The sequence below is a fragment of the Hydrogenophaga flava NBRC 102514 genome, assembly GCF_001571145.1.
In the GTDB taxonomy this organism is placed as follows: Bacteria; Pseudomonadota; Gammaproteobacteria; order Burkholderiales; family Burkholderiaceae_C; genus Hydrogenophaga; species Hydrogenophaga flava.
Genome location: NZ_BCTF01000043.1, coordinates 1 through 21139 on the forward strand (window position 1 = coordinate 1; position 21139 = coordinate 21139).

Here is a 21139-nt window from a genome sequence, read left to right on the forward strand (position 1 = left end):
CACACGATCCCACCATGAACAAGCTCTTGTCGAGAACCGCCTTCTGGGTGGCCATGACCCTGGTGGGCACACTGTCGCTAGCACCCGTGACGGAGCTGCCTGCGCAGGTGTTCAACATTTGGGACAAAGCCCAGCACACTGCTGGCTTTGTGGTGCTGACCCTGCTAGGCGGACGCGCCTACTCGAGATCGTGCGGAAAGATGTTGCTCGGTCTTTTGCTCTACGGAGCCTTGATCGAGATGGCCCAATCCGCAACAGGCTGGAGAAATGGCGATTTGCTTGACCTGCTGGCCGATGCGTTAGGTGTTTGGCTGGGTGCTTTGGTCCTCGCAATTCCCCGGCCTTGGTCGCAGCGATCCCGCCCACAATAGGCGCATGTCCTCCACCCCCACGTTCACCCCGGAACTTCCCTGGCTGGAACCGGGAGACCCGTTCCCTGCCGTGGAACGCGCCTGGGGCAAGGCCGCCCCTGCGCCGGGCTTGCTCGCGGCAGGAGGGACACTGGATGTTGACACGCTTCTGCGCGCGTACAGCGAAGGCATTTTTCCCTGGTACAGCGCGGGGCAGCCGATCCTCTGGTGGTCGACCGACCCGCGAATGGTGCTTCGCACGCACCAGTTCAGATTGCATCGCTCACTTCGCAAGACACTGACCAAGCTCCTGCTGGAGCAGCGACTGGTCATCCGGTTCGATCACGACTTCGAGCGGGTGATTAGAGCCTGCGCCCATACGCCTCGCAAGGGCCAGGCGGGCACCTGGATTCTGCCGCCCATGATCCAGGCCTATCTGAGGCTGCATTCCGCAGGTCATGCGCACAGCGTGGAGGCCTGGATCGATGGAGAACTTTCTGGCGGACTCTACTGTGTCAATCTCGGTGCCATGGTTTTCGGAGAGTCCATGTTCAGCCGCCGCAGCAACGCCTCCAAACTGGCCATGTGTGGATTGGTGGCGTTCTGTTTGGCCAATGGAATCCCCCTCATCGACTGTCAGCAGGAGACGGCTCATCTGGCCTCCCTAGGAGCGGCCCCGATGCCACGGACCGAGTTCACCCTGCACCTGCAGAAAACCACGGCCCACCGCGCACCGGGATGGCGATTCGAGCCCGTATACTGGAATCAACTCATCACAGGCCCTGACGCAACAGCGTGACGCACCTGAAAGAACTCCCGCTGCAGGCGTTGCAGTTCTACGCCACGACGCCCTACCCCTGCAGCTACCTGGCCGGCCGTCAGGCGCGTTCGCAGGTGGCCACCCCAAGTCACCTGATCCACAACGATGCATATTCGAACCTCGTGACCTTGGGGTTTCGGCGCAGCGGTGTGTTCACCTACCGCCCGCACTGTGATGGTTGCCATGCCTGCATCCCGCTGCGAATTCCGGTGAATGAGTTTCGCGCCAGCCGCAGCCAGAGGCGCTCCATGGTCCGACACGCCAACTTGGAGACGCGGGTTCTCGGACTGTGCTTCGAACCCGAGCACTACCAACTGTACCTGCGCTATCAGAACAGTCGCCATGCCGGGGGTGGCATGGATCAGGACAGCATTGACCAGTACAGTCAGTTCCTGCTGCAAAGCCGCGTCAACTCACGGTTGGTGGAGTTTCGTGAACCCGGTCACTCAGGTCGTCCGAACCGTCTGGTCATGGTGTCCATCGTCGATGTGCTGAACGACGGCCTATCGGCCGTCTACACCTTTTACGAGCCAACGGACGAGGGAGCCAGTTATGGCACTTACAGCATCCTCTGGCAGATCGAACAGGCCCGTGAGCTGGGTCTCTCGCACATGTATTTGGGCTACTGGATCGAGCAGAGCTCAAAGATGAACTACAAGGCAACCTTCCGACCGCATGAACTGCTCAGAGATGGGCAGTGGGTAATGGCGTGTTGATTTCATCTCGTAAAATATCCGCAAATCTATTGCGGCCATGACAAAACGAAACGACTCCCTGCCCAGCACCCCCACGGTCCAGGTCATAGAACGGATGTTCAATCTTCTGGAGGTTCTTGCCTCCCGCGAAGAGCCGGTGTCCCTCAAGGAAATCAGCGAGAAGACGGGCTTGCACCCCTCAACCGCGCACCGGATTCTCAACGACCTAACCATCGGCCGCTTCGTGGACCGCCCTGAGGCGGGGAGCTACAGGCTCGGCATGCGCCTTCTTGAGCTTGGCAACCTGGTGAAGGCGCGTCTCAGTGTCAGGGATGCCGCGCTCGCTCCGATGCGGGAACTTCACAAGCTGATCCAGCAACCGGTCAACCTCAGCGTTCGACAGGGCGATGAAATCGTCTATGTGGAGCGGGCCTACAGCGAACGGTCCGGAATGCAAGTCGTACGCGCCATTGGCGGGCGCGCCCCTCTGCATCTGACTTCTGTGGGAAAACTGTTTCTGGCGGCGGACGAACCTCAGCGGGTACGTGCATACGCAACCCGTACCGGGCTGGCCGGCAACACGCGCAACAGCCTGACTCAACTGCCTAGCCTGGAACGAGAGCTGCAGCAGTGCCGCATGGCAGGCCTGGCCCGTGACAATGAGGAGCTGGAACTGGGCGTGCGCTGCATGGCCGCCGGCATCTACGACGACCAGTGCCGCCTGGTCGCTGGCCTGTCGATTTCAGCGCCCGCCGATCGTATCGACGAAAACTGGGTTCCCAAACTTCGCTCCACTGCAGCGGAGATTTCGATTGCCTTGGGATGTCCCAAAGGATTCGCCGCGCAGCCAGTCGCACGTTAGCCAAACGCAAAAAACGGCCTGAAGCGGGCCGTCTTTTGCGTTGGAACCTGAAGAAACTCACCCTTGCGGACGCACTGCCTGGTGCATGGGTTGTGCCTCGACCCAGCGACGCACCCGTTCTGCATCCTGAGCCCTTCCCAGCTTGCCCGTGGCATCCAGGAACACCATGATCAATTGGCGCCCAGCCACACGCGCCTGCATCACAAGGCATCGACCCGCCTCCGAGATGTACCCAGTCTTCTGGAGACCGATGTCCCAGTCGGGATCACGAATCAACCGGTTGGAGTTGCGATACTCCAATGTCCGATGACCTAGCTCCAGCTGGTGGCTCGGTGAGGTCGACAGGCTACGGAGCAGCGGCCGTTGATACGCAACAGACACCAAAGTCGCGAGATCACGCGCGCTGGACTGGTTCAGACTGGACAAGCCAGTCGGCTCGACATAACGCGTATCGAGCATGCCAAGTTCGCGAGCCTTAGCATTCATGAGGCGCACAAACTGGTCCAGCCCCCCCGGAAAGGTTCGCCCCAAAGCGTGAGCGGCTCGGTTCTCACTGGACATGAGCGCCAGGTGCATCAACTCCAGGCGCGTCAGGGTGGTCCCCACCGCCAACCGAGAGCGACTGCCTTTGACCGTATCTACATCGTCGGTCGTGATGGTCACCATCTCATCAAGGGGCAGGTTCGCATCGGTCACCACAAGCCCGGTCATCAGCTTCGTAAGGGAGGCGATTGGGAGAACCGCGGAATCGTTCTTGCTGAACAACACCTCGTTGGTTTGCTGATCTACCACCAGGGCAACGCTTGAATTGAGATCCAGTGGATCCCCCGCTGCCCGAAGCCCCATCCGTTCACCAATGGACGCGCGGGGTTCCATCGCAATCGGGCGTATCGTGCTGCTGCGCTGGTGAGCAACCAGTTGAACTGGCTGGCGAGCGGCACGAGCATGCCTCGCTTCACTGGCCTTGCGGGCCTTCGCCAAACGAAGGCTTCTCTCAGATTTGCGCTTGCTCGCCCGGGAGTCAGACTGGGCCAGACGAGTGGCTTTTGCTCCTTGCTTTCTCTTGGCAGAGAGCTCCCTCTTACCCGCCCGCGTACCTTGTTTGGTAACACTGGATCGCTTGCTGCGTTCAGCAGACTGGACACCAGTTTTGCGATCAGTCTTTACCGCTTTGCTGGAGGCAGCCTCCGCTGTCACCGGCAACGCCAGGGACGCCGACATCACAGCAACCGCAACCAAATGCAGCAACGTGACAAATCGTACGCGGGACAAATTCATGAACTCCACTCCGGCTGCCTCAAAACGATATACCCGAGTATAGGAGCATGAAAAAAAACTAGCAATATCAAACGCTTGTAACGCACTCCTCAGTGAACGCCGAAACAACCGCCAAGAAGCCTGCTTGTTCGGAGCTTCATCCGAGGATTTCGTTACAAGTCGTTGATTTGTAAAGCCTTATCCCTGCGCAGCAACTCTCTCAGCCTGGCTTTCCAGCTTGTTAAGAGCACTCAGATAGGCCTTGGCAGAGGCTACAACTATGTCGGGATCAGCACCCACGCCGTTCACCACCCGGCCACCGTGTTGCAATCGAACGGTTACCTCTCCCTGACTTTCGGTAGAACCACTGGTGATGGCATTGACCGAGTACAACACAAGTTCCGCACCGCTCTTGACATGGCTCTCGATGGCCTTGAGCGAGGCATCGACAGGGCCATTACCATCGGAGGATCCACGGATCTCCTTGCCTTCGACCGTGAACACCACCTCTGCATGGGGGCGCTCCCCGGTCTCGCTGCGCTGGGACAAAGACACCAGGCCATACCGCTCCTTGTCCGCAGTGACACTCTCGTCGCTGCACAGCGCAAGGATGTCTTCATCGAAGATCTCGCTCTTGCGGTCGGCCAACTCTTTGAACGCGGCGAACGCCGTGTTGATCTCGCTCTCGGAGGCCATCTCGATGCCCAGATCCTGCAAGCGCTGCTTGAAAGCATTGCGACCACTGAGCTTGCCCAGAACGATCTTGTTGGCGCTCCAGCCCACATCCTCTGCACGCATGATTTCGTAGGTGTCGCGTGCCTTGAGCACCCCATCTTGGTGGATGCCCGAGGCGTGTGCAAACGCGTTGGCCCCTACGACAGCCTTGTTAGGCTGAACCACAAAACCGGTGGTCTGACTGACCATACGGCTGGCTGACACGATCTGGGTGGTGTCGATGCCAATGTCCAGATTGAAATAGTCGCGACGGGTCTTCACCGCCATCACGATCTCTTCGAGCGAGCAGTTGCCTGCACGTTCGCCCAGTCCATTGATGGTGCATTCGACCTGGCGGGCTCCACCAATCTTCACACCGGCCAGCGAGTTGGCAACCGCCATGCCCAGATCGTTGTGGCAATGCACAGACCAGATGGCCTTGTCGGAGTTGGGAATTCTCTCCCTCAGCGTGCGGATGAAGTCGCCGTAAAGCTCTGGCACCGCGTATCCCACCGTGTCAGGAATATTCAGCGTTGTGGCCCCTTCGTTGATCACGGCTTCAAGCACCCGACAGAGGAAGTCGATGTCGCTGCGATAGCCGTCCTCCGGGCTGAACTCGATGTCATCGACAAGGTTCCGCGCAAAGCGCACCGACTGCTTCGCCTGCTCGAACACCTGGTCCGGCGTCATGCGCAGCTTCTTCTCCATGTGAAGAGGACTGGTCGCGATGAAGGTATGAATCCGCGCCCGGCTGGCCCCTTTGAGGGCTTCTGCGGCGCGAGAGATGTCGCGATCATTGGCACGGGCCAGCGAGCAGACCGTCGAGTCCTTGATGGTGTTGGCAATCGCCTGGACGCAGTCGAAGTCCCCGTTGGAACTGGCGGCAAAACCCGCCTCGATCACATCGACCTTCAGCCGCTCCAACTGACGTGCAATGCGCAGCTTTTCGTCCTTGGTCATGGAAGCACCTGGCGACTGCTCGCCATCGCGCAAGGTGGTGTCGAAAATGATCAGTTTGTCGCTCATCTCTGTTCTCCGGTGTGTGGCCTCGTGGACCACTCTTGAAAAAACCCGCAGTTCCAAAAACAAAACGGCCCGCTGCGGGTGCAAACGGGCCGTTGTTGGATATCACTCGCGCGTTACCAGACTTGCCCGTGCCGGACACCCAGTAGTAGCGAGAGGGAAATGAATTTCATGCAGTGCAATGTAGCACAACGAACCTGACATCCCTATTGAGAATGTCCATGATCGCAATTGCCTACGACATCACTCGTGCAGACCACGCTCATCCGGTTCGTCGGTCGACGTGCTGATCACGCTGGTCGGCCGCCCCTTGGCCTTGCGCCAGAAATACATGGCATAGCCAGAAAGACCATACAGAACGAACAACCCGAACAACACCGTGGGCGGATGGATGTTGATCACCGCAATACCCAGCGCCACCAGCACGATGGCAGCAAACGGGACGCTCTTCTTCAGACTCAGATCCTTGAAGCTGTAGAACGGCACATTGGTCACCATGGTCAGGCCCGAGTACAGCGTGATCGCAAACATCGCCCACACGAGATCGGCCTTGACCAGCTCCAGCTCGTTGGCCAACCAGATGAATCCGGACACCAGCGCCGCAGCAGCAGGCGATGGCAGCCCCTGAAAGTAACGCTTGTCGACCACTCCCGTGTTGACGTTGAAACGCGCCAGCCGCAGCGCCGCGCATGCGCAGTAAACGAAGGCAGCAATCCAGCCCCAGCGGCCGATGTCCCTGAGGACCCAGACATAGGCCACCAGCGCGGGTGCTGCACCGAACGACACCATGTCGGACAACGAGTCCATCTGCTCACCGAAGGCACTTTGCGTGTTGGTCATGCGGGCCACACGTCCGTCGAGGCTGTCCAGAACCATGGCAGCGAAGATGCCCACGGTCGCAAGGTCAAAGCGGCCATTCATGGCCATCACGATCGCGTAGAACCCGCCGAACAGAGCCGCGAGGGTGATCATGTTGGGCAGCATGTAGATGCCCTTGGGGCGGCGCGGGCTCTCCGTCATAGGCTCGTGAAGGGGGTCGGATCCGTCGTGCATGAGGAATGGGCTTCAAGCCGAAAAGCGTCAAAAAAGCAGTGTAAGCCAGTGGCAAGCCTGCACAAACGACAAAGGCCACCGAAGTGGCCTTTGTATCGGACGCCGAGGCAATCAGTTGCGGGTCTGGTCGACCAGCTTGTTTTTGGCGATCCAGGGCATCATGGCGCGCAGCTGGGCACCCACCACTTCGATCTGGTGATCGGCGGTGTTGCGGCGGCGGGCGGTCATGCTCGGATAGTTCAGACGGCCTTCCTGAATGAACATCTTGGCGTAGTCGCCATTCTGGATGCGCTTCAGAGCATTGCGCATGGCCTTGCGCGACTCTTCGTTGATGACTTCCGGGCCGGTCACGTACTCACCAAACTCCGCGTTATTGGAGATCGAGTAGTTCATGTTGGCGATACCGCCTTCGTAGATCAGGTCGACGATCAGCTTGAGTTCGTGCAGGCACTCGAAGTAAGCCATTTCAGGGGCGTAGCCGGCTTCGACCAGGGTCTCGTAACCCATCTTGATCAGCTCGACAGCGCCACCGCACAGCACGGCTTGTTCGCCGAACAGGTCGGTCTCGGTCTCTTCCTTGAAGTTGGTCTCGATGATGCCCGCCTTGCCACCACCGTTGGCCATGGCGTAGGACAGGGCCAGGTCACGGGCCTTGCCGGACTTGTCCTGGTGCACTGCCACCAGGTGGGGCACGCCGCCACCCTGGGTATAGGTATTGCGAACGGTGTGGCCGGGGGCCTTGGGGGCGACCATCCACACGTCCAGATCGGCGCGCGGCACGACTTGGTTGTAGTGCACGTTGAAGCCGTGGGCGAACACCAGCGAAGCGCCTTGCTTGATGTTGGGAGCCACGTTGTTGTTGTAAACCTCGGCGATCTGCTCATCGGGCAGCAGGATCATGACCACGTCCGCGGCTTTCACGGCGTCATTGACTTCCATCACGGTCAGGCCAGCCTTGCCGACCTTGTCCCAGGAGGCCCCGCCCTTGCGCAGGCCGACCACGACCTTGACGCCGCTGTCGTTCAGGTTCTGTGCGTGGGCATGGCCTTGGGAGCCGTAGCCGATGATCGCGACGGTCTTGCCCTTGATCAGGCTCAGGTCACAGTCTTTGTCGTAGAAAACTTTCATGGTCATTCCTCTTTGGAGTGTTGGTTTGCCGTTCGCATGCGAGCCCGTCGAAGGCCCTCGACAGGCCCAGCCCGAACGGCGGTTCGGCTGAGCCCGAAAAACCCGAGATCTTAAACGCGCAGAATGCGCTCGCCACGCCCGATGCCGCACGAGCCCGTGCGCACCGTTTCAAGAATGGCGGAGCGATCGATGGCCTCCAGAAACGCGTCATTCTTGCCTTGGTCGCCCGTCAGCTCGATGGTGTAGCTCTTCTCAGTCACGTCGATGATGCGACCGCGGAAGATGTCCGCCATGCGCTTCATCTCTTCGCGTTCCTTGCCCACCGCACGCACTTTCACCAGCATGAGTTCGCGCTCGGTGTAGGCACCCTCGGTCAGATCTACCACCTTCACAACCTCAATCAGGCGGTTCAGGTGCTTTGTGATCTGCTCGATGACATCGTCCGACCCGGTGGTCTGGATGGTCATGCGCGAAAGCGACGGATCTTCCGTCGGCGCCACCGTGAGCGATTCGATGTTGTAGCCACGGGCCGAAAACAGCCCCACGACGCGTGACAGGGCCCCGGCTTCGTTTTCGAGCAGGACAGCGATGATGTGTTTCATGATGAAGATTCCTCTTTTCTGAGCCCTCCCCTGCGCACGGTAATGCTCAGGCTTGGCTGCAAATAGATTCGTCGGATGGATGCGGCCGGAGCCACTGGCGCCTGTGCACCAATGTCCCGGCACGCGCGGGTCAGGGTTCAGAGCTCCTCGGAACCCAGCAACATTTCGGTGATGCCCTTGCCGGCTTCCACCATGGGCCAGACGTTCTCCGTCGGGTCGGTGCGCACGTCGATGAAAACGCAGCGGTCCTTGATGGAGCGCGCTTCACGCAAAGCGGCCTCCACGTCCTGTGGGCGCTCGACCAGCATGCCAACGTGGCCGTAAGCCTCGGCCAGCTTGACGAAGTTCGGCAACGCGTCCATGTAGCTGTGGCTGTAGCGACCCTGGTAGATCAGCTCCTGCCACTGGCGCACCATGCCCAGATAGCGGTTGTTCAGCGCGAGGATCTTGACCGGCGTGCCGTACTGCTGGCAGGTGGACAGTTCCTGGATGTTCATCTGGATCGAGCCTTCGCCGGTGATGCACCAGCAGTCGGCGTCGGGTTTGGCCAGCTTGATGCCCATGGCGTATGGCAGACCCACACCCATGGTGCCCAGACCACCCGAGTTGATCCAGCGGCGCGGCTCGTTGAACTTGTAGAACTGCGCCGCAAACATCTGGTGCTGCCCCACGTCGGACGTGATGTAGCAGTCGTCGTCCTTGGTCAGGTTCCAGAGCTGCTCCACCACAGCCTGTGGTTTGATCACCTGGGTGTTGGAACGGTCAAAGCGCAAACAGTCGCGCGAGCGCCAACCTTCGATCGTTTCCCACCAGGACGACAGCGCCTTCTCGTCGGGTTTTATCTGCCCTTCCTTGATCATGTTGATCAGTTCGGTCAGAACGTCCTTGACATCACCGACGATGGGCACATCGACCTTGACACGCTTGGCAATGCTCGATGGATCAATGTCGATGTGGATGATCTTGCGTTCTACCGAGGCGAAGTGCTTGGGGTTGCCAATCACACGGTCGTCAAACCGCGCGCCTACCGCCAGCAACACGTCGCAGTTCTGCATGGTGTGGTTGGCCTCGACCGTGCCGTGCATGCCCAGCATGCCCAGGAACTTGCGGTCGGTCGCCGGGTAAGCGCCCAGGCCCATCAGGGTGTGGGTGACCGGATAGCCCAGCAGGTCCACCAATGTGCGCAGCTCGGGCACGGCGTTGCCCAGCAACACACCGCCACCGGTGTAGATGTAGGGGCGTTTGGCCGCCAGCAGCAGCTGCAGCGCCTTGCGAATCTGGCCACCGTGGCCCTTGCGCACCGGATTGTAGGAGCGCATTTCGACCGTCTCGGGATACCCCGTCCAGGCGGTCTTGTTGAAAGAAATGTCCTTGGGAATGTCCACCACCACCGGGCCCGGACGGCCAGTGCGGGCGATGTGGAAAGCTTTCTTCATCACCATGGCCATGTCGCGCACATCCTTCACCAGGAAGTTGTGTTTGACGACAGGTCGAGTGATGCCGACGGTGTCGCACTCCTGGAAGGCATCCGAGCCGATGGCGGCCGAGGGCACCTGGCCGGTGATGATGACCATGGGAATGCTGTCGGTGTAGGCGGTGGCGATGCCGGTGATGGCATTGGTCACGCCGGGACCCGAGGTGACCAGCGCCACGCCCACGTCACCGGTGGCACGGGCGTAGCCGTCTGCGGCATGCACGGCGGCCTGCTCGTGGCGCACCAGCACGTGTTGCATGGTGTCCTGTTTGTACAGGGCGTCGTAGATGTAGAGCACCGCGCCACCCGGGTAACCCCAGATGTACTTCACGCCTTCGGCTTGCAGGGCGCGCACCATGATCTCGGCGCCGTTGAGCTGTTCGGGTGAGGGGGATTGGCCGGCAGCAGCAGCTGCCGAGGCCATTTCGGCCTTGGAGATTTCCATGATCAACCTTTCGAGAATTTCTCTGACGAAATACCTTGGGTGCTCCTTCACCTACTCTCGTGAAGCGGTGTCGGAACTTGAGGCCAGTGGACATGAGCGGACACATACCCCGCCGGACCATGACCCGTTTGCTTTTTGAATTGCAGCCCAGCATTATCGCACTGCAACAGGAACCTTCGCGCATGACCCGCCAAGATGTTCAGAAACGTTGCGCAAAGCACCCGTCACGGGGTGCGACAATCGCCCGCTGTCCCCCAGCCCCATGATGCAAGCCTCTCCTGTCTCTGCCACTCCCCCCTCTCTCATTGCGCCCCCGCTGATGCGCCGCATGGCCTGCTGGCTGTACGAGGGCACACTGCTTTTTGGCGTGGTATTCATCGCCGGCTACCTTTTTTCCGCACTCACCCAGACTCGAAATGCCCTGGACAACCGCCACTGGCAGCAGGCGTTTCTGTTCATCGTGTTCGGTATCTACTTCGTCTGGTTCTGGGCCAAGGGGCAGACGCTGGCCATGAAGACCTGGCACATCCGTGTCGTCGACGCCAACGGGCATGCCCTGACCCAGACCAGGGCGCTGGTTCGCTATCTGCTGAGCTGGCTGTGGTTCCTGCCGCCGCTGGCCGCTGGAGGGGTCTTCAGGCTGCCCGCGGGAGAACTGTCGGTCATCGTGATCGGATGGGTGCTGGTCTGGGCCCTGCTGTCCCGGTTCCACGCGCAGGGTCAGTTTGTCCACGACGCGCTGGCTGGCACACGCCTGGTGCATTTCAAGCCCGACCTGCCTCCTCGTCCGCGCAAGTTCTGGCATCTGTGAAAACCGCGTCCGATACACCCACCGAGCCCACCGACGCCCAGAAGCGCCGGCATGGACTCAGCCGGATGTGGCACGCCTTCGGTTACTCCATGGCGGGGCTTCGCGCAGGCTGGCAGGAAACGGCGCTGCGACAGGAGATGCTGGCTGCGGCGCTGCTGCTGCCTTCTTCCTTGTGGCTGGGTCGCAGCTGGGTGGAAGTCGTTCTGCTGGCGGGCTCGGTGCTGCTCGTTCTGATCGTCGAACTGCTCAACACCGGCGTGGAGTCGGCCATCGATCGCATCGGACCCGAATGGCACGAACTGTCCAAGCGCGCCAAAGACATGGGCAGCGCCGCGGTGCTGCTCAGCCTGTTGCTGTGCGCCGGCACCTGGGTTGCAGCCATCCTTCATCGAATCTCATGAAATCACCTGCCTTCTCTCTCTGCGTCTACTGCGGCTCTCGACCCGGTGCCAATCCTGCGTACGCGCAGGTTGCGAGGTCTGTGGGCGAGTGGATCGGACGCCACGGCGGCCAGCTGGTCTATGGCGGTGGACACAACGGATTGATGGGACTGCTGGCCGACGCGACGCTGGCGGCCGGCGGCCGGGTGGTCGGCATCATTCCCAAGGCACTGGTCGAGCGGGAATGGGCCCACAAGGGCTGCAGCGAACTGCATGTGGTCGACACCATGCACGAGCGCAAGCGAATGATGGCCGAACGGGCCGATGCCTTCCTCGCCCTCCCCGGCGGCATCGGGACGTTCGAGGAGTTCTTCGAGGTCTGGACCTGGCGCCAACTGGGCTACCACGACAAGCCGGTCGGCCTGCTCAATGTAGATGGCTACTACGACGGCCTACTGGGCTTCATGCACAACGGCGTCGAGCAGCAGTTCATGGGGCCCTGGCAGATGGAGTTGATCCGCGTGGGATCCGACTGGCCGCAGTTGCTGCCGGAACTGGTGCAGGCCGGGGGCGTCACGCCCGCCGACCAGCTGCACCGGGTTTAGACCGCGGTTTCGTCCTCTTCACCGGTGCGGATGCGCACCACACGCTCAACCGGCGTCACGAAGATCTTGCCGTCACCGATCTTGCCAGTGCGCGCGGCGCGCACGATGGCGTCGACACAACGGTCCACGTCGTCGGACTTCACCACCACTTCCAGTTTGACCTTGGGCAGGAAATCCACCACATATTCGGCACCGCGGTAGAGCTCGGTATGCCCCTTCTGGCGACCAAAACCCTTGACCTCGGTCACGGTCAGACCGGTCACGCCCTGTTCGGCGAGTGCCTCACGAACCTCCTCCAGCTTGAACGGTTTGATGACGGCGGTGATCTGCTTCATGCCGGGGTCTCCAGTCAGGCGGGCAAAGTTGCCGCGCGATTATGCCCAAGGGTGTCTGTCCCCATGGGGCAATCGGGCGTGTCAGGCGCGGTACCGGCTGGTGATCGGGTAGCGCCAGTCCTTGCCGAAACTGCGGTGAGTGACGCGAATGCCGATGGGCGCCTGACGCCGCTTGTACTCGTTGATGCGGATCAGCCGGACCACCTTGTCCACATCGGCCTGCGGATACCCCTCCGCAACGATCTGGTCCGGGCTGCGGTCGTTCTCCATGTAGCGCTCGATGATGGCATCCAGGACCTCGTACTCCGGAAGACTGTCCTGGTCCTTCTGGTCCGGCCGCAGTTCGGCGCTGGGCGGCCGCGTGATGATGCGCTCGGGAATCGGATTCGCTCCGGTGCCATAGGGGTCGTGCGCGTTGCGCCAGCGCGCCAGGCGAAACACCATGGTCTTGGCAACGTCTTTGATGACCGCAAAACCGCCGGCCATGTCGCCGTAAAGCGTGCAGTACCCGGTGGCCATCTCGCTCTTATTGCCAGTGGTCAGCACGATGGACCCGAACTTGTTGGACAGCGCCATCAGCAACGTGCCGCGGATGCGCGCCTGCAGGTTCTCCTCCGTGGTGTCCTCGGGACGCCCCTCGAACAGCGGCTTGAGCGACGCCCGGAACGACTCGAACTCTGGCGCGATGGCGATCTCGTCGTAACGCACCCCCAGACGCGCTGCCATGTCTCGCGCGTCGATCCAGGAAATGTCTGCCGTGTAGGGAGACGGCATCATCACCGCCCGCACCCGGTCCTTGCCCAGCGCATCGACCGCGATCGCCAGCACGAGGGCCGAGTCGATACCACCCGACAAGCCAAGCAGCGCCTCGGGAAAGCCGTTCTTGCCCAGGTAGTCGCGCACCCCCAGCACCAGCGCGTGCCAGAGATCGGCCTCCAGGCTGTGGGGCCGGTCCACGGTCGCCTCGATCTGCCAGCCACCGCCGGCACGGGTCATGGCAATGTCAAATAGCGTTTCTTCAAAGCTGACGGCACGGCCCGCCAGCGCCCCATCGGAGCCCAGGACGAAGCTGCGCCCTTCGAACACGATTTCGTCCTGCCCGCCCACCAGATGGGCATACACCAGCGGAAGACCAACCGCCCGTGCGCGATCGCGCATGGTGGCCTCCCGCTCGCCGCCTTTGCCGGCATGAAACGGCGAGGCGTTGATGACCACCAGCACCTCGGCACCGGCGTTGCGGGCATCGGCCGCCGGCTCGTCGAACCAGGCGTCCTCACAGATCAGCAGCCCCACCTTCGCAGACTGGCCCGTGCTGTCCAGAACATCGAATACACAGGTGTCGTTCCCTGGAACGAAGTAACGACGCTCGTCAAAAACCTGGTAGTTGGGCAGCTCGCGCTTGGCGTATGTGTGGGTGATGCGTCCCTCGCAGACCACGCTAGCAGCGTTGTAGAGCCCGGCCACCGACACGCTTCGGCTGCGCATCCCTGCGCCGCGTTCTTTGCTGGCCGGATGTCCCACCACGATGTGCAGGCCTTTGAGGTCGGCCGTGCCGCTGGCGATCACTTTGAGCGCATCATCGCAGGCGTCGATGAACGCGGGCCGCAGGAACAGGTCCTCCGCGGCGTAGCCGCACAGCGCCAGTTCAGGTGTCACGAGCAGCTGCGCACCGCCTGCATGGGCACTGCGCGCCGCCTCCACAATGCGCCTGGCGTTGCCAGTCATGTCCCCCACCACGAAGTTGAGCTGGGCCACACAAATCTTGAGCGTCATGGAATCGGAACCAAGGGGAACAACACAGGGAACTGGCACAGGAGCGGAGGGCTCCGGCAGAGGGGTGAAAGATTATGTCACCCGGGTTTTCCACGTGCCGGCGGACATCCCGCTCGCCGAGTGGAATGCCCTGCTGGCAATGGAGGTCGATCCCAGCCCCTTCATGCGGCTGGAGTATCTGGCGGCGCTGGATGCCAGCGGCAGTGCCACCCATCGCACCGGGTGGCAGCCGGCCTTCACGACCTTGTGGGACGGTGGACACATGGTCGCGGCCTGCCCGCTGTACCTGAAGCGGCATTCCTATGGCGAATACGTGTTCGACTGGGCATGGGCCAACGCCTATGAACAGCATGGGCTCTCTTACTACCCCAAGGCTCTGGTGGCGGTGCCCTTCACCCCGGTGCCCGGCGCCCGGCTGCTGGCGCGCGACGATGCTTCGCGTGCCGCATTGCTGAAGGCGCTGCTCCACTACTGTCAAGAGCAGCAACTCTCGTCGCTGCACCTGCTGTTTGCCCAGCCACGCGACCAGCAGGCCTGCGTCGACGCCGGGCTGATGCTGCGCCACACGGTCCAGTTTCACTGGCACAACCAGAACCATCTGGACTTCGATCAGTTTCTGGCCAGCCTGCAGCAGGACAAGCGCAAGAAGATCCGGCAGGAGCGGCGCAAGGTCGCCGACGCCGGCGTGCAGTTTCGCCATGCTCAGGGGCGGGACATCCGCCCCGCAGACTGGCAGTTCTTCTACCGCTGCTACGAAAGAACCTACCTGGAGCACGGCAATGCGCCCTACCTGCAGCCGGATTTTTTCGCCCGCATGGCCCACGACATGCCCGAGCACTGGCTGTTGTTCGTCGCAGAACGAGATGGTCGTCCGATTGCGAGCAGCCTGGTGGGCATCGACGCATCTCGACGGGTGGCGTACGGCCGCTACTGGGGCGCTCTGGAGCGTGTGGACTGCCTGCATTTCGAGGCGTGCTACTACCAGCCCCTGAACTGGTGCATCCGGAACGGGTTCGAGAGGCTCGAAGGCGGGGCCCAGGGCGAGCACAAGATGGCCCGCGCGCTGCTGCCAACGCGCACCAGCAGCGCCCACTGGCTGGCCCATCCGGCATTTGCCGATGCTGTGGCGCGTTTCCTGGAGCGCGAAGAAAGCGGTGTGGACAGCTATCTCTCGCATCTGGCGGAGCGGAACCCGGTCCGGACATCTGCAGGGACACCTACCGCACCCATCCCCGACAATCTGTCGTAGTCCCGCTGCACCCGGTGTACTGCCCACGCAATGCTTGACGACATTCGCCGTGAGCACACGCTCGTAGCGACTTGTTACATTCTCCCTACAATCGCGAACCATGGACCCGACAGACGCCTTCTTCACCCAGACCGTTGTGGGCGCACCGTTCACCGTCCTGCTTGGCCGGCGGCGCCAGCCCGGTGGCACGGACGCGGAAGGCCTGCGCATCGACATGGCCACCGGCGAAAGCCGTCTGAGCCGGCTCTGGCAGGACTGGGCGGTGCTCAGCCATGCCACGGCACCCGGTACCGCGAGGGCCCGGCCGGGTCGTGTGCGCCGTCTGATGGAGCGCCATGCGCTGTGGGTGGCGGTTCTGGGCTTGCTGTGTCTGACCGGATCGGCCGTTTCCTGGGGGCTGCTGCTGTGGAAATGAAGCTACCGCAGGACACACTGACGATCGACCCGATCGCCATGAACGTGGTCAACCGGGTGGCCGCCGGGAGCCGGCTGCAGGGAGACCTGCTGTTCGAAGGAGGCCTTCTGGTCCAGGGGGAGATTTCCGGGCAGATTCGGGTCAACGGCCGGCTCATCATCTGGAAGGGTGGCGTGGTGCGGGGCACGGTTCGCGTGCAAGGCGACCTGTACCTGTTCGGCCAGCTCGGCGTGGCCGAAGGCTCGGCGCTGGACACTCAGCTCGAATGCCATGGCATGGCCTACGTCGCCCAGACCGGTGTGTCCACGGGCACGCTGATGGCCAAACGTCTGCAGCTGTACGAGGGCGCGGATCTTCGCGGGCCTTTCAAGACGCTAAAGTTGGGAAGCACCGTGCCCGTGTTGCATGATGTCCAGTCCCAGCAGCCCTTGAGAGCACCCGGAAGCCGATCATGAAAGCACGCCGCTACATCCCGCCCGAACGCCATCTCGAACAGCAAGGACCCCAGACCATGATGAACGACCAGAACAGCTTCCCCGCCATGCCCAGTCCGGAGCAGCAAGCTGCTTCCGACATGCCACAGGCGCTTGAAGTGGATGTCGGCCGCGCCATGCCGCCGGCCATGGCAGAACCGATTCCCATGCTGCAGGCGCAAGACAGCACAGTTCCAGTGATCGACGCGACCGAGGTAGCCACTGCCCGAAGCATGCTGGCCGATGGCATGCACTTCGTGGGCAATGCCCTGCTCAAGGGGCCGTTCAGCGTGGCGGGCCAGATCGACGGCAACCTCACCCAGGCCGAAGGCATTCAGGTGTCGGTGGTGGTCACCGAGACCGGGCGCGTCAAAGGGGACATCACCGCCCACAAGATCTCCGTCATGGGACACACCGACGGTGTGCTCGACTCGGGCCAGGGCGAGGTGTCCCTGCACGATTCCGCCAGTGTTCACGGGCTGGTGCGCTACGGGCGCATCCAGGTCAACGGGGCCGACCTCAACGCCACGCTCGAACGCGTGGCACCCGCCCGGAAAGTGACCTGACGGCCTCATGCAGTGGCAGCGGAGCGCACACCAGCAACCGCCTTCCCCCCGCCATCCGTCGGTCCCCGACTCCGAGGCGGTGCGTCGGGCCGCGCTCCAGGCCAGCTGGCGTCGGGACCGGCGTGTGGCCCAGCGCAGGATCGTCTGGCGCTGGATCGTCTGGTTCACCCTGAGGTACCTGCCCTGGCTGGTCGCCGCACTGGCACTACTGATCGCCATGGGCTACCTGGCGGGCTGGCTCCCGACAATGCCCGCAGCAGCCGAACCACGCATGATCGAAGCAGAAGCCGCGGTATACGCGCCCTCGCCGGCTGCTGTGGAGCCTGTGGAACCCAACACCGAAACAGACTTAACACCGCTGACTCTGCGAGCCAGCGCACGGCTTGGTCTCATCGCCATAGTCACGACCACAGCCGTTGAAGCGCCGACATCTCCCGATACACTCACCCTCACCCCTGAAAACTGGTTGCACAGCAAGGAGCCCTGATCTCATGAGCCACAACCCCGCGTCCACGCGCCTCGTTCCGGCCGAGCGCCTCTCCGCCATCACCAGCCTGATCGCCGAAGGCGCCGTGTTCGACGGCAACTTCCACACCACGCGCGACCAGGGCATCAAGGTCGACGGCCAGCTCAAAGGCAACATCACCTTCGAAACCGGCGGCACGCTGCACGTGGGCGCCACTGGCGTGATCGAGAACACCCGGCTCGAGGCCGACTACGTGTTCATCGAGGGCAAGGTGATCGGTGCCGTGATTGCGCGCAAGGCGCTGGAAATCACCGGCTCGGCCACTTTGATCGGCGACGCGAGCTACGACGAGCTGATCGACATGCATCCACGTGCCCGTGTGCGCGGCAAGATCGAGTACCGAGGTGACATCGACGCAGCGCAGAACTGACCCTGTCCGCTGCGCCCATAAAAAAGCCTGCCACTCGGCAGGCTTTTTTGCGTCCGCCACCTCGAAGGTGACGGGGAGAGCTCAGCCCTGCACCTTGTTGTAGGCAGCGATGCCGTCCATGATTTCCTTGTGTGCAGCCTCGGGGCCTTCCCAGCCACCGACTTTGACCCACTTGCCCTGCTCCAGGTCCTTGTAGTGCTCGAAGAAGTGCTCGATGGCTTTCAAGCGCATCGGGTTCAGGTCTTCGGGTTTGGTCCAGCGGCTGTAGAGCGACAGGATCTTGTTGGTCGGCACGGCCAGCACCTTGCCGTCTTCGCCGGCTTCGTCGGTCATCTTCAGGATGCCGATGGCACGGCAAGGCACCACGACGCCGGGCATCAGCGGCACAGGGGTGACCACCAGCACGTCGACCGGGTCGCCGTCGCCGGCGATGGTCTTGGGCACGTAACCGTAGTTGGTCGGGTAGTGCATGGCGGTGTTCATGAAACGGTCCACGAAGATCGCGCCCGATTCCTTGTCCACCTCGTACTTGATCGGATCACCGTTCATGGGGATCTCGATGATGACGTTGAACGCTTCGGGGATCTTGTCGCCAGGGGTGACGTTGTCGAGAGACATGGGTTGTTTTGAAAGTTGAGGAAAACGCTAGTGATTAACCCTGATTTTACTGATTCCAACCTGACTTCCTGATCCATATCAGTTCGTGTCTGTAGCAATTCCCGCTACATTCACTTCGTTGGCCAATCGCCCTGCCCCACCCGCCCGGGTGCGCGACGGACGCGAGGAAGCAACGCAGCGGGGGTAGTCCTCTCAGCGTTGCCCCCTCCAAGTCAAACGTTACGGAGCAGGAGAAATCTATGGTTGGACAAACTGCGCTGATCTTTGCGCTGGTATGCGGGCTGGTGGCCGTGGTCTACGGTTTCTGGTCCCGAAGCTGGATTCTTTCCCAGGACGCGGGCAACGCCCGCATGCAGGAAATCGCCGGAGCCATCCAGGCCGGCGCCGCCGCCTATCTCGCCAAGCAATACACCACCATCGGCATCGTCGGTGTGGTGCTGGCCGTTCTGATCGGCGTGTTCCTTGACGGCCCCACCGCCATCGGTTTCGTGCTGGGTGCGGTGCTCTCGGGCGCCTGCGGCTTCATCGGCATGAACATCTCGGTGCGGGCCAACGTACGCACCGCACAGGCCGCCACCAAGGGCATAGGCCCTGCGCTGGACGTGGCCTTCCGGGGCGGAGCTATCACCGGCATGCTGGTGGTGGGCCTGGGCCTGCTCGGTGTGGCGGGCTTCTTCTGGTTCCTGGTGGGCAACGGCAACTTCACGCCCGACAAGAACCTGGCCAAGCTGCTCAACCCGCTGATCGGTTTTGCCTTCGGCTCGTCGCTGATCTCGATCTTTGCGCGACTGGGCGGTGGCATCTTCACCAAGGGTGCCGACGTCGGCGCCGACCTGGTGGGTAAGGTGGAAGCTGGCATTCCAGAGGATGACCCCCGCAACCCGGCCGTGATCGCCGACAACGTGGGCGACAACGTCGGCGACTGCGCCGGCATGGCGGCCGACCTGTTCGAGACCTATGCGGTCACGCTGATCGCCACCATGGTGCTGGGCGCCCTGATGGTGGCCGCAGCACCAATGCAGGCAGTGCTGTACCCGCTGGTGCTGGGCGGCGTGTCCATCATCGCTTCCATCATCGGCTGCTTCTTCGTCAAGGCCAGCCCGGGCATGAAGAACGTGATGCCCGCGCTCTACAAAGGCCTGGCCATCGCGGGCGTGCTCTCGCTGATCGCCTTTTACTTCGTGACCACCGCCATCATTCCGGACAATGCCATCGCGGCGTCCGGCAGCCAGATGAAGCTCTTCGGCGCCTGCGCCGTGGGCCTGGTGCTGACCGCTGCGCTGGTCTGGATCACCGAGTTCTACACCGGAACACAGTACTCGCCGGTGCGCCACATCGCCCAGGCATCCACCACCGGCCACGGCACCAACATCATCGCTGGCCTGGGCGTGTCGATGCGCTCGACCGCCTGGCCGGTGCTGTTCGTCTGCGTGGCCATCATGGCCGCCTACTCGCTGGCGGGCCTGTACGGCATCGCGGTCGCTGCCACCTCCATGCTCAGCATGGCCGGCATCGTGGTCGCGCTGGACGCCTACGGCCCCATCACCGACAACGCCGGCGGCATCGCCGAGATGGCCGAACTGCCCAGCAGCGTGCGCGACATCACCGACCCGCTGGACGCAGTGGGCAACACCACCAAGGCCGTGACCAAGGGCTACGCCATCGGTTCGGCAGGACTGGCTTCGCTGGTGCTGTTCGCCGACTACACCCACAAGCTCGAAACCTACGGTCACGCGGTCAGCTTCGACCTGTCCGACCCGATGGTGATCATCGGCCTGTTCATCGGCGGCCTGATCCCCTACCTGTTCGGGGCCATGGCCATGGAAGCCGTGGGCCGCGCAGCCGGCGCCGTGGTGGTCGAGGTTCGCCGCCAGTTCAAGGAGATCCCCGGCATCATGGAAGGAACGGCCAAGCCCGAATACGGCAAGGCTGTGGGCATGCTGACGGGCGCGGCCATCAAGGAAATGATCGTGCCCAGCCTGCTGCCGGTGGCGGTGCCGATCCTGGTGGGTGTGTTCCTCGGTCCCAAGGCGCTGGGTGGCCTGCTCATGGGCACCATCGTGACAGGCCTGTTCGTCGCCATTTCGATGTGCACCGGCGGCGGTGCCTGGGACAACGCCAAGAAGTACATCGAGGACGGTCACCACGGCGGCAAGGGCAGCGAAGCCCACAAGGCGGCCGTGACCGGTGACACCGTGGGTGACCCCTACAAGGACACCGCCGGCCCGGCTGTGAACCCGCTGATCAAGATCATCAACATCGTGGCGCTGCTCATCGTGCCGCTGCTGCCGATGGTCTGATCGCCGTCGGCGCCTGCTCCCTCCGGTGGCCACAGCGCATGGCCCCGGAGCAGAGCCCGTTCACGCCACAGGCGAACGCGACAGGCGGCGCACCACTTCACTGGCCACAGGTGTCATGGCGGGCAGTTCCGCCGCCCGCCCATGTTCGATGGCCTGCAGGATCAGTTCGTTGATGCCACCCACCGCGGCCAGTGCCAGTCCCTCGTCGATGGCGCTCTCCCCAGGCCCGCGGCGCAGGGTATCCACCATGAAGGCTGCCAAGGCGTCCATGACGTCGCGGCGGGCCCGTTCACCC

The 21139-nt window shown here is 62.3% G+C and carries 23 protein-coding genes and 1 pseudogene; 14 read left to right on the plus strand and 10 right to left on the minus strand.

The features are described 5' to 3' along the window. The 4 genes from HFL01S_RS23675 to HFL01S_RS23690 form a co-directional block, all read left to right on the plus strand. A partial coding sequence (locus HFL01S_RS23675; protein ID WP_218008668.1) for a VanZ family protein occupies positions 1–371 on the plus strand: 371 nt, incomplete at its 5' end. A 4-nt stretch (positions 372–375) separates the two neighbouring features. Beyond that, entirely contained in the window at positions 376–1149 is a 774-nt protein-coding gene (aat, locus tag HFL01S_RS23680; RefSeq protein ID WP_066263624.1) for a leucyl/phenylalanyl-tRNA--protein transferase, read from the plus strand. Beyond that, positions 1146–1886: an arginyltransferase gene (locus tag HFL01S_RS23685; protein WP_066263626.1), complete on the plus strand. Its 741-nt coding sequence runs from the start codon at positions 1146–1148 to the stop codon at positions 1884–1886. The genes aat and HFL01S_RS23685 overlap by 4 nt, the downstream gene beginning before the upstream one ends. A 37-nt stretch (positions 1887–1923) precedes the next feature. Further along, entirely contained in the window at positions 1924–2727 is an 804-nt protein-coding gene (locus tag HFL01S_RS23690) for an IclR family transcriptional regulator (RefSeq protein ID WP_066263628.1), read from the plus strand. Positions 2728–2784: 57 nt separating this feature from the next. On the opposite strand, the gene HFL01S_RS23695 is transcribed toward HFL01S_RS23690, so the two are convergent. From HFL01S_RS23695 to HFL01S_RS23720, 6 genes are all read right to left on the minus strand, one after another. Continuing rightward, positions 2785–4005 carry a serine hydrolase gene (locus HFL01S_RS23695; RefSeq protein ID WP_084383610.1) on the minus strand — a complete coding sequence of 407 codons (1221 nt, stop codon included), beginning with the start codon at positions 4003–4005 and terminating at the stop codon, positions 2785–2787. Between the two features lie 177 nt (positions 4006–4182). Further along, positions 4183–5724, minus strand: a complete 1542-nt coding sequence (locus HFL01S_RS23700; protein WP_066263631.1) for a 2-isopropylmalate synthase — start codon at positions 5722–5724, stop codon at positions 4183–4185. A 240-nt stretch (positions 5725–5964) separates the two neighbouring features. After that, positions 5965–6774 carry a CDP-diacylglycerol--serine O-phosphatidyltransferase gene (gene pssA, locus HFL01S_RS23705; RefSeq protein WP_066151197.1) on the minus strand — a complete coding sequence of 270 codons (810 nt, stop codon included), beginning with the start codon at positions 6772–6774 and terminating at the stop codon, positions 5965–5967. 111 nt (positions 6775–6885) lie between these two features. Continuing rightward, positions 6886–7902, minus strand: coding sequence for a ketol-acid reductoisomerase (gene ilvC, locus HFL01S_RS23710; protein ID WP_066263683.1), 1017 nt, complete (start codon positions 7900–7902; stop codon positions 6886–6888). Positions 7903–8012: 110 nt separating this feature from the next. Beyond that, the gene (gene ilvN, locus HFL01S_RS23715; protein ID WP_066151204.1) at positions 8013–8504 is read right to left on the minus strand and encodes an acetolactate synthase small subunit; all 492 of its coding nucleotides are present in this window, start codon (positions 8502–8504) and stop codon (positions 8013–8015) included. A gap of 137 nt (positions 8505–8641) precedes the next feature. After that, on the minus strand, positions 8642–10423 hold the full coding sequence (locus tag HFL01S_RS23720) for an acetolactate synthase 3 catalytic subunit (RefSeq protein WP_066263632.1): 1782 nt from the start codon (positions 10421–10423) through the stop codon (positions 8642–8644). Positions 10424–10688: 265 nt separating this feature from the next. Here HFL01S_RS23720 and HFL01S_RS23725 point away from each other — a divergent pair, with 265 nt between their 5' ends. Genes HFL01S_RS23725 through HFL01S_RS23735 form a run of 3 tightly spaced genes read left to right on the plus strand, consistent with a single transcriptional unit; the run spans position 10689 to position 12219 of the window. After that, positions 10689–11234, plus strand: a complete 546-nt coding sequence (locus HFL01S_RS23725; protein ID WP_245644947.1) for an RDD family protein — start codon at positions 10689–10691, stop codon at positions 11232–11234. Then, entirely contained in the window at positions 11222–11635 is a 414-nt protein-coding gene (locus HFL01S_RS23730; protein ID WP_439648610.1) for a diacylglycerol kinase, read from the plus strand. Before HFL01S_RS23725 ends, HFL01S_RS23730 begins: the two co-directional genes overlap by 13 nt. Beyond that, on the plus strand, positions 11632–12219 hold the full coding sequence (locus tag HFL01S_RS23735; RefSeq protein ID WP_066263641.1) for an LOG family protein: 588 nt from the start codon (positions 11632–11634) through the stop codon (positions 12217–12219). Before HFL01S_RS23730 ends, HFL01S_RS23735 begins: the two co-directional genes overlap by 4 nt. Here the strand turns inward: HFL01S_RS23735 and HFL01S_RS23740 are convergent. Then, on the minus strand, positions 12216–12554 hold the full coding sequence (locus HFL01S_RS23740) for a P-II family nitrogen regulator (RefSeq protein WP_066263643.1): 339 nt from the start codon (positions 12552–12554) through the stop codon (positions 12216–12218). The genes HFL01S_RS23735 and HFL01S_RS23740 overlap by 4 nt on opposite strands. An 81-nt stretch (positions 12555–12635) precedes the next feature. Next, entirely contained in the window at positions 12636–14327 is a 1692-nt protein-coding gene (locus tag HFL01S_RS23745; protein ID WP_066263645.1) for an NAD+ synthase, read from the minus strand. A gap of 64 nt (positions 14328–14391) precedes the next feature. On the opposite strand from HFL01S_RS23745, the gene HFL01S_RS23750 reads away from it, so the two are divergent. From HFL01S_RS23750 to HFL01S_RS23775, 6 genes are all read left to right on the plus strand, one after another. Then, the gene (locus HFL01S_RS23750; RefSeq protein ID WP_066263648.1) at positions 14392–15576 is read left to right on the plus strand and encodes a GNAT family N-acetyltransferase; all 1185 of its coding nucleotides are present in this window, start codon (positions 14392–14394) and stop codon (positions 15574–15576) included. A gap of 100 nt (positions 15577–15676) precedes the next feature. Continuing rightward, on the plus strand, positions 15677–15991 hold the full coding sequence (locus tag HFL01S_RS23755; protein WP_066263650.1) for a hypothetical protein: 315 nt from the start codon (positions 15677–15679) through the stop codon (positions 15989–15991). After that, complete coding sequence (locus tag HFL01S_RS23760) at positions 15988–16446, plus strand: bactofilin family protein (RefSeq protein WP_066263652.1); 459 nt, start codon at positions 15988–15990, stop codon at positions 16444–16446. The genes HFL01S_RS23755 and HFL01S_RS23760 overlap by 4 nt, the downstream gene beginning before the upstream one ends. Beyond that, positions 16443–17030, plus strand: a complete 588-nt coding sequence (locus HFL01S_RS23765; protein WP_066263657.1) for a bactofilin family protein — start codon at positions 16443–16445, stop codon at positions 17028–17030. Before HFL01S_RS23760 ends, HFL01S_RS23765 begins: the two co-directional genes overlap by 4 nt. Positions 17031–17154: 124 nt before the next feature. Continuing rightward, complete coding sequence (locus HFL01S_RS23770) at positions 17155–17517, plus strand: hypothetical protein (protein WP_157539086.1); 363 nt, start codon at positions 17155–17157, stop codon at positions 17515–17517. 4 nt (positions 17518–17521) lie between these two features. Further along, complete coding sequence (locus HFL01S_RS23775) at positions 17522–17926, plus strand: bactofilin family protein (protein ID WP_066263662.1); 405 nt, start codon at positions 17522–17524, stop codon at positions 17924–17926. An 81-nt stretch (positions 17927–18007) separates the two neighbouring features. Here HFL01S_RS23775 and ppa read toward each other — a convergent pair whose 3' ends face one another. Continuing rightward, complete coding sequence (gene ppa, locus HFL01S_RS23780) at positions 18008–18544, minus strand: inorganic diphosphatase (protein ID WP_066263665.1); 537 nt, start codon at positions 18542–18544, stop codon at positions 18008–18010. A 239-nt stretch (positions 18545–18783) separates the two neighbouring features. Between ppa and HFL01S_RS23785 the strand changes: the two genes are divergently transcribed. Continuing rightward, the gene (locus HFL01S_RS23785; RefSeq protein ID WP_066263667.1) at positions 18784–20844 is read left to right on the plus strand and encodes a sodium-translocating pyrophosphatase; all 2061 of its coding nucleotides are present in this window, start codon (positions 18784–18786) and stop codon (positions 20842–20844) included. Between the two features lie 60 nt (positions 20845–20904). Here HFL01S_RS23785 and HFL01S_RS23790 read toward each other — a convergent pair. Beyond that, positions 20905–21139 (minus strand): annotated as a pseudogene (locus HFL01S_RS23790) (TetR family transcriptional regulator); the annotation flags it as partial.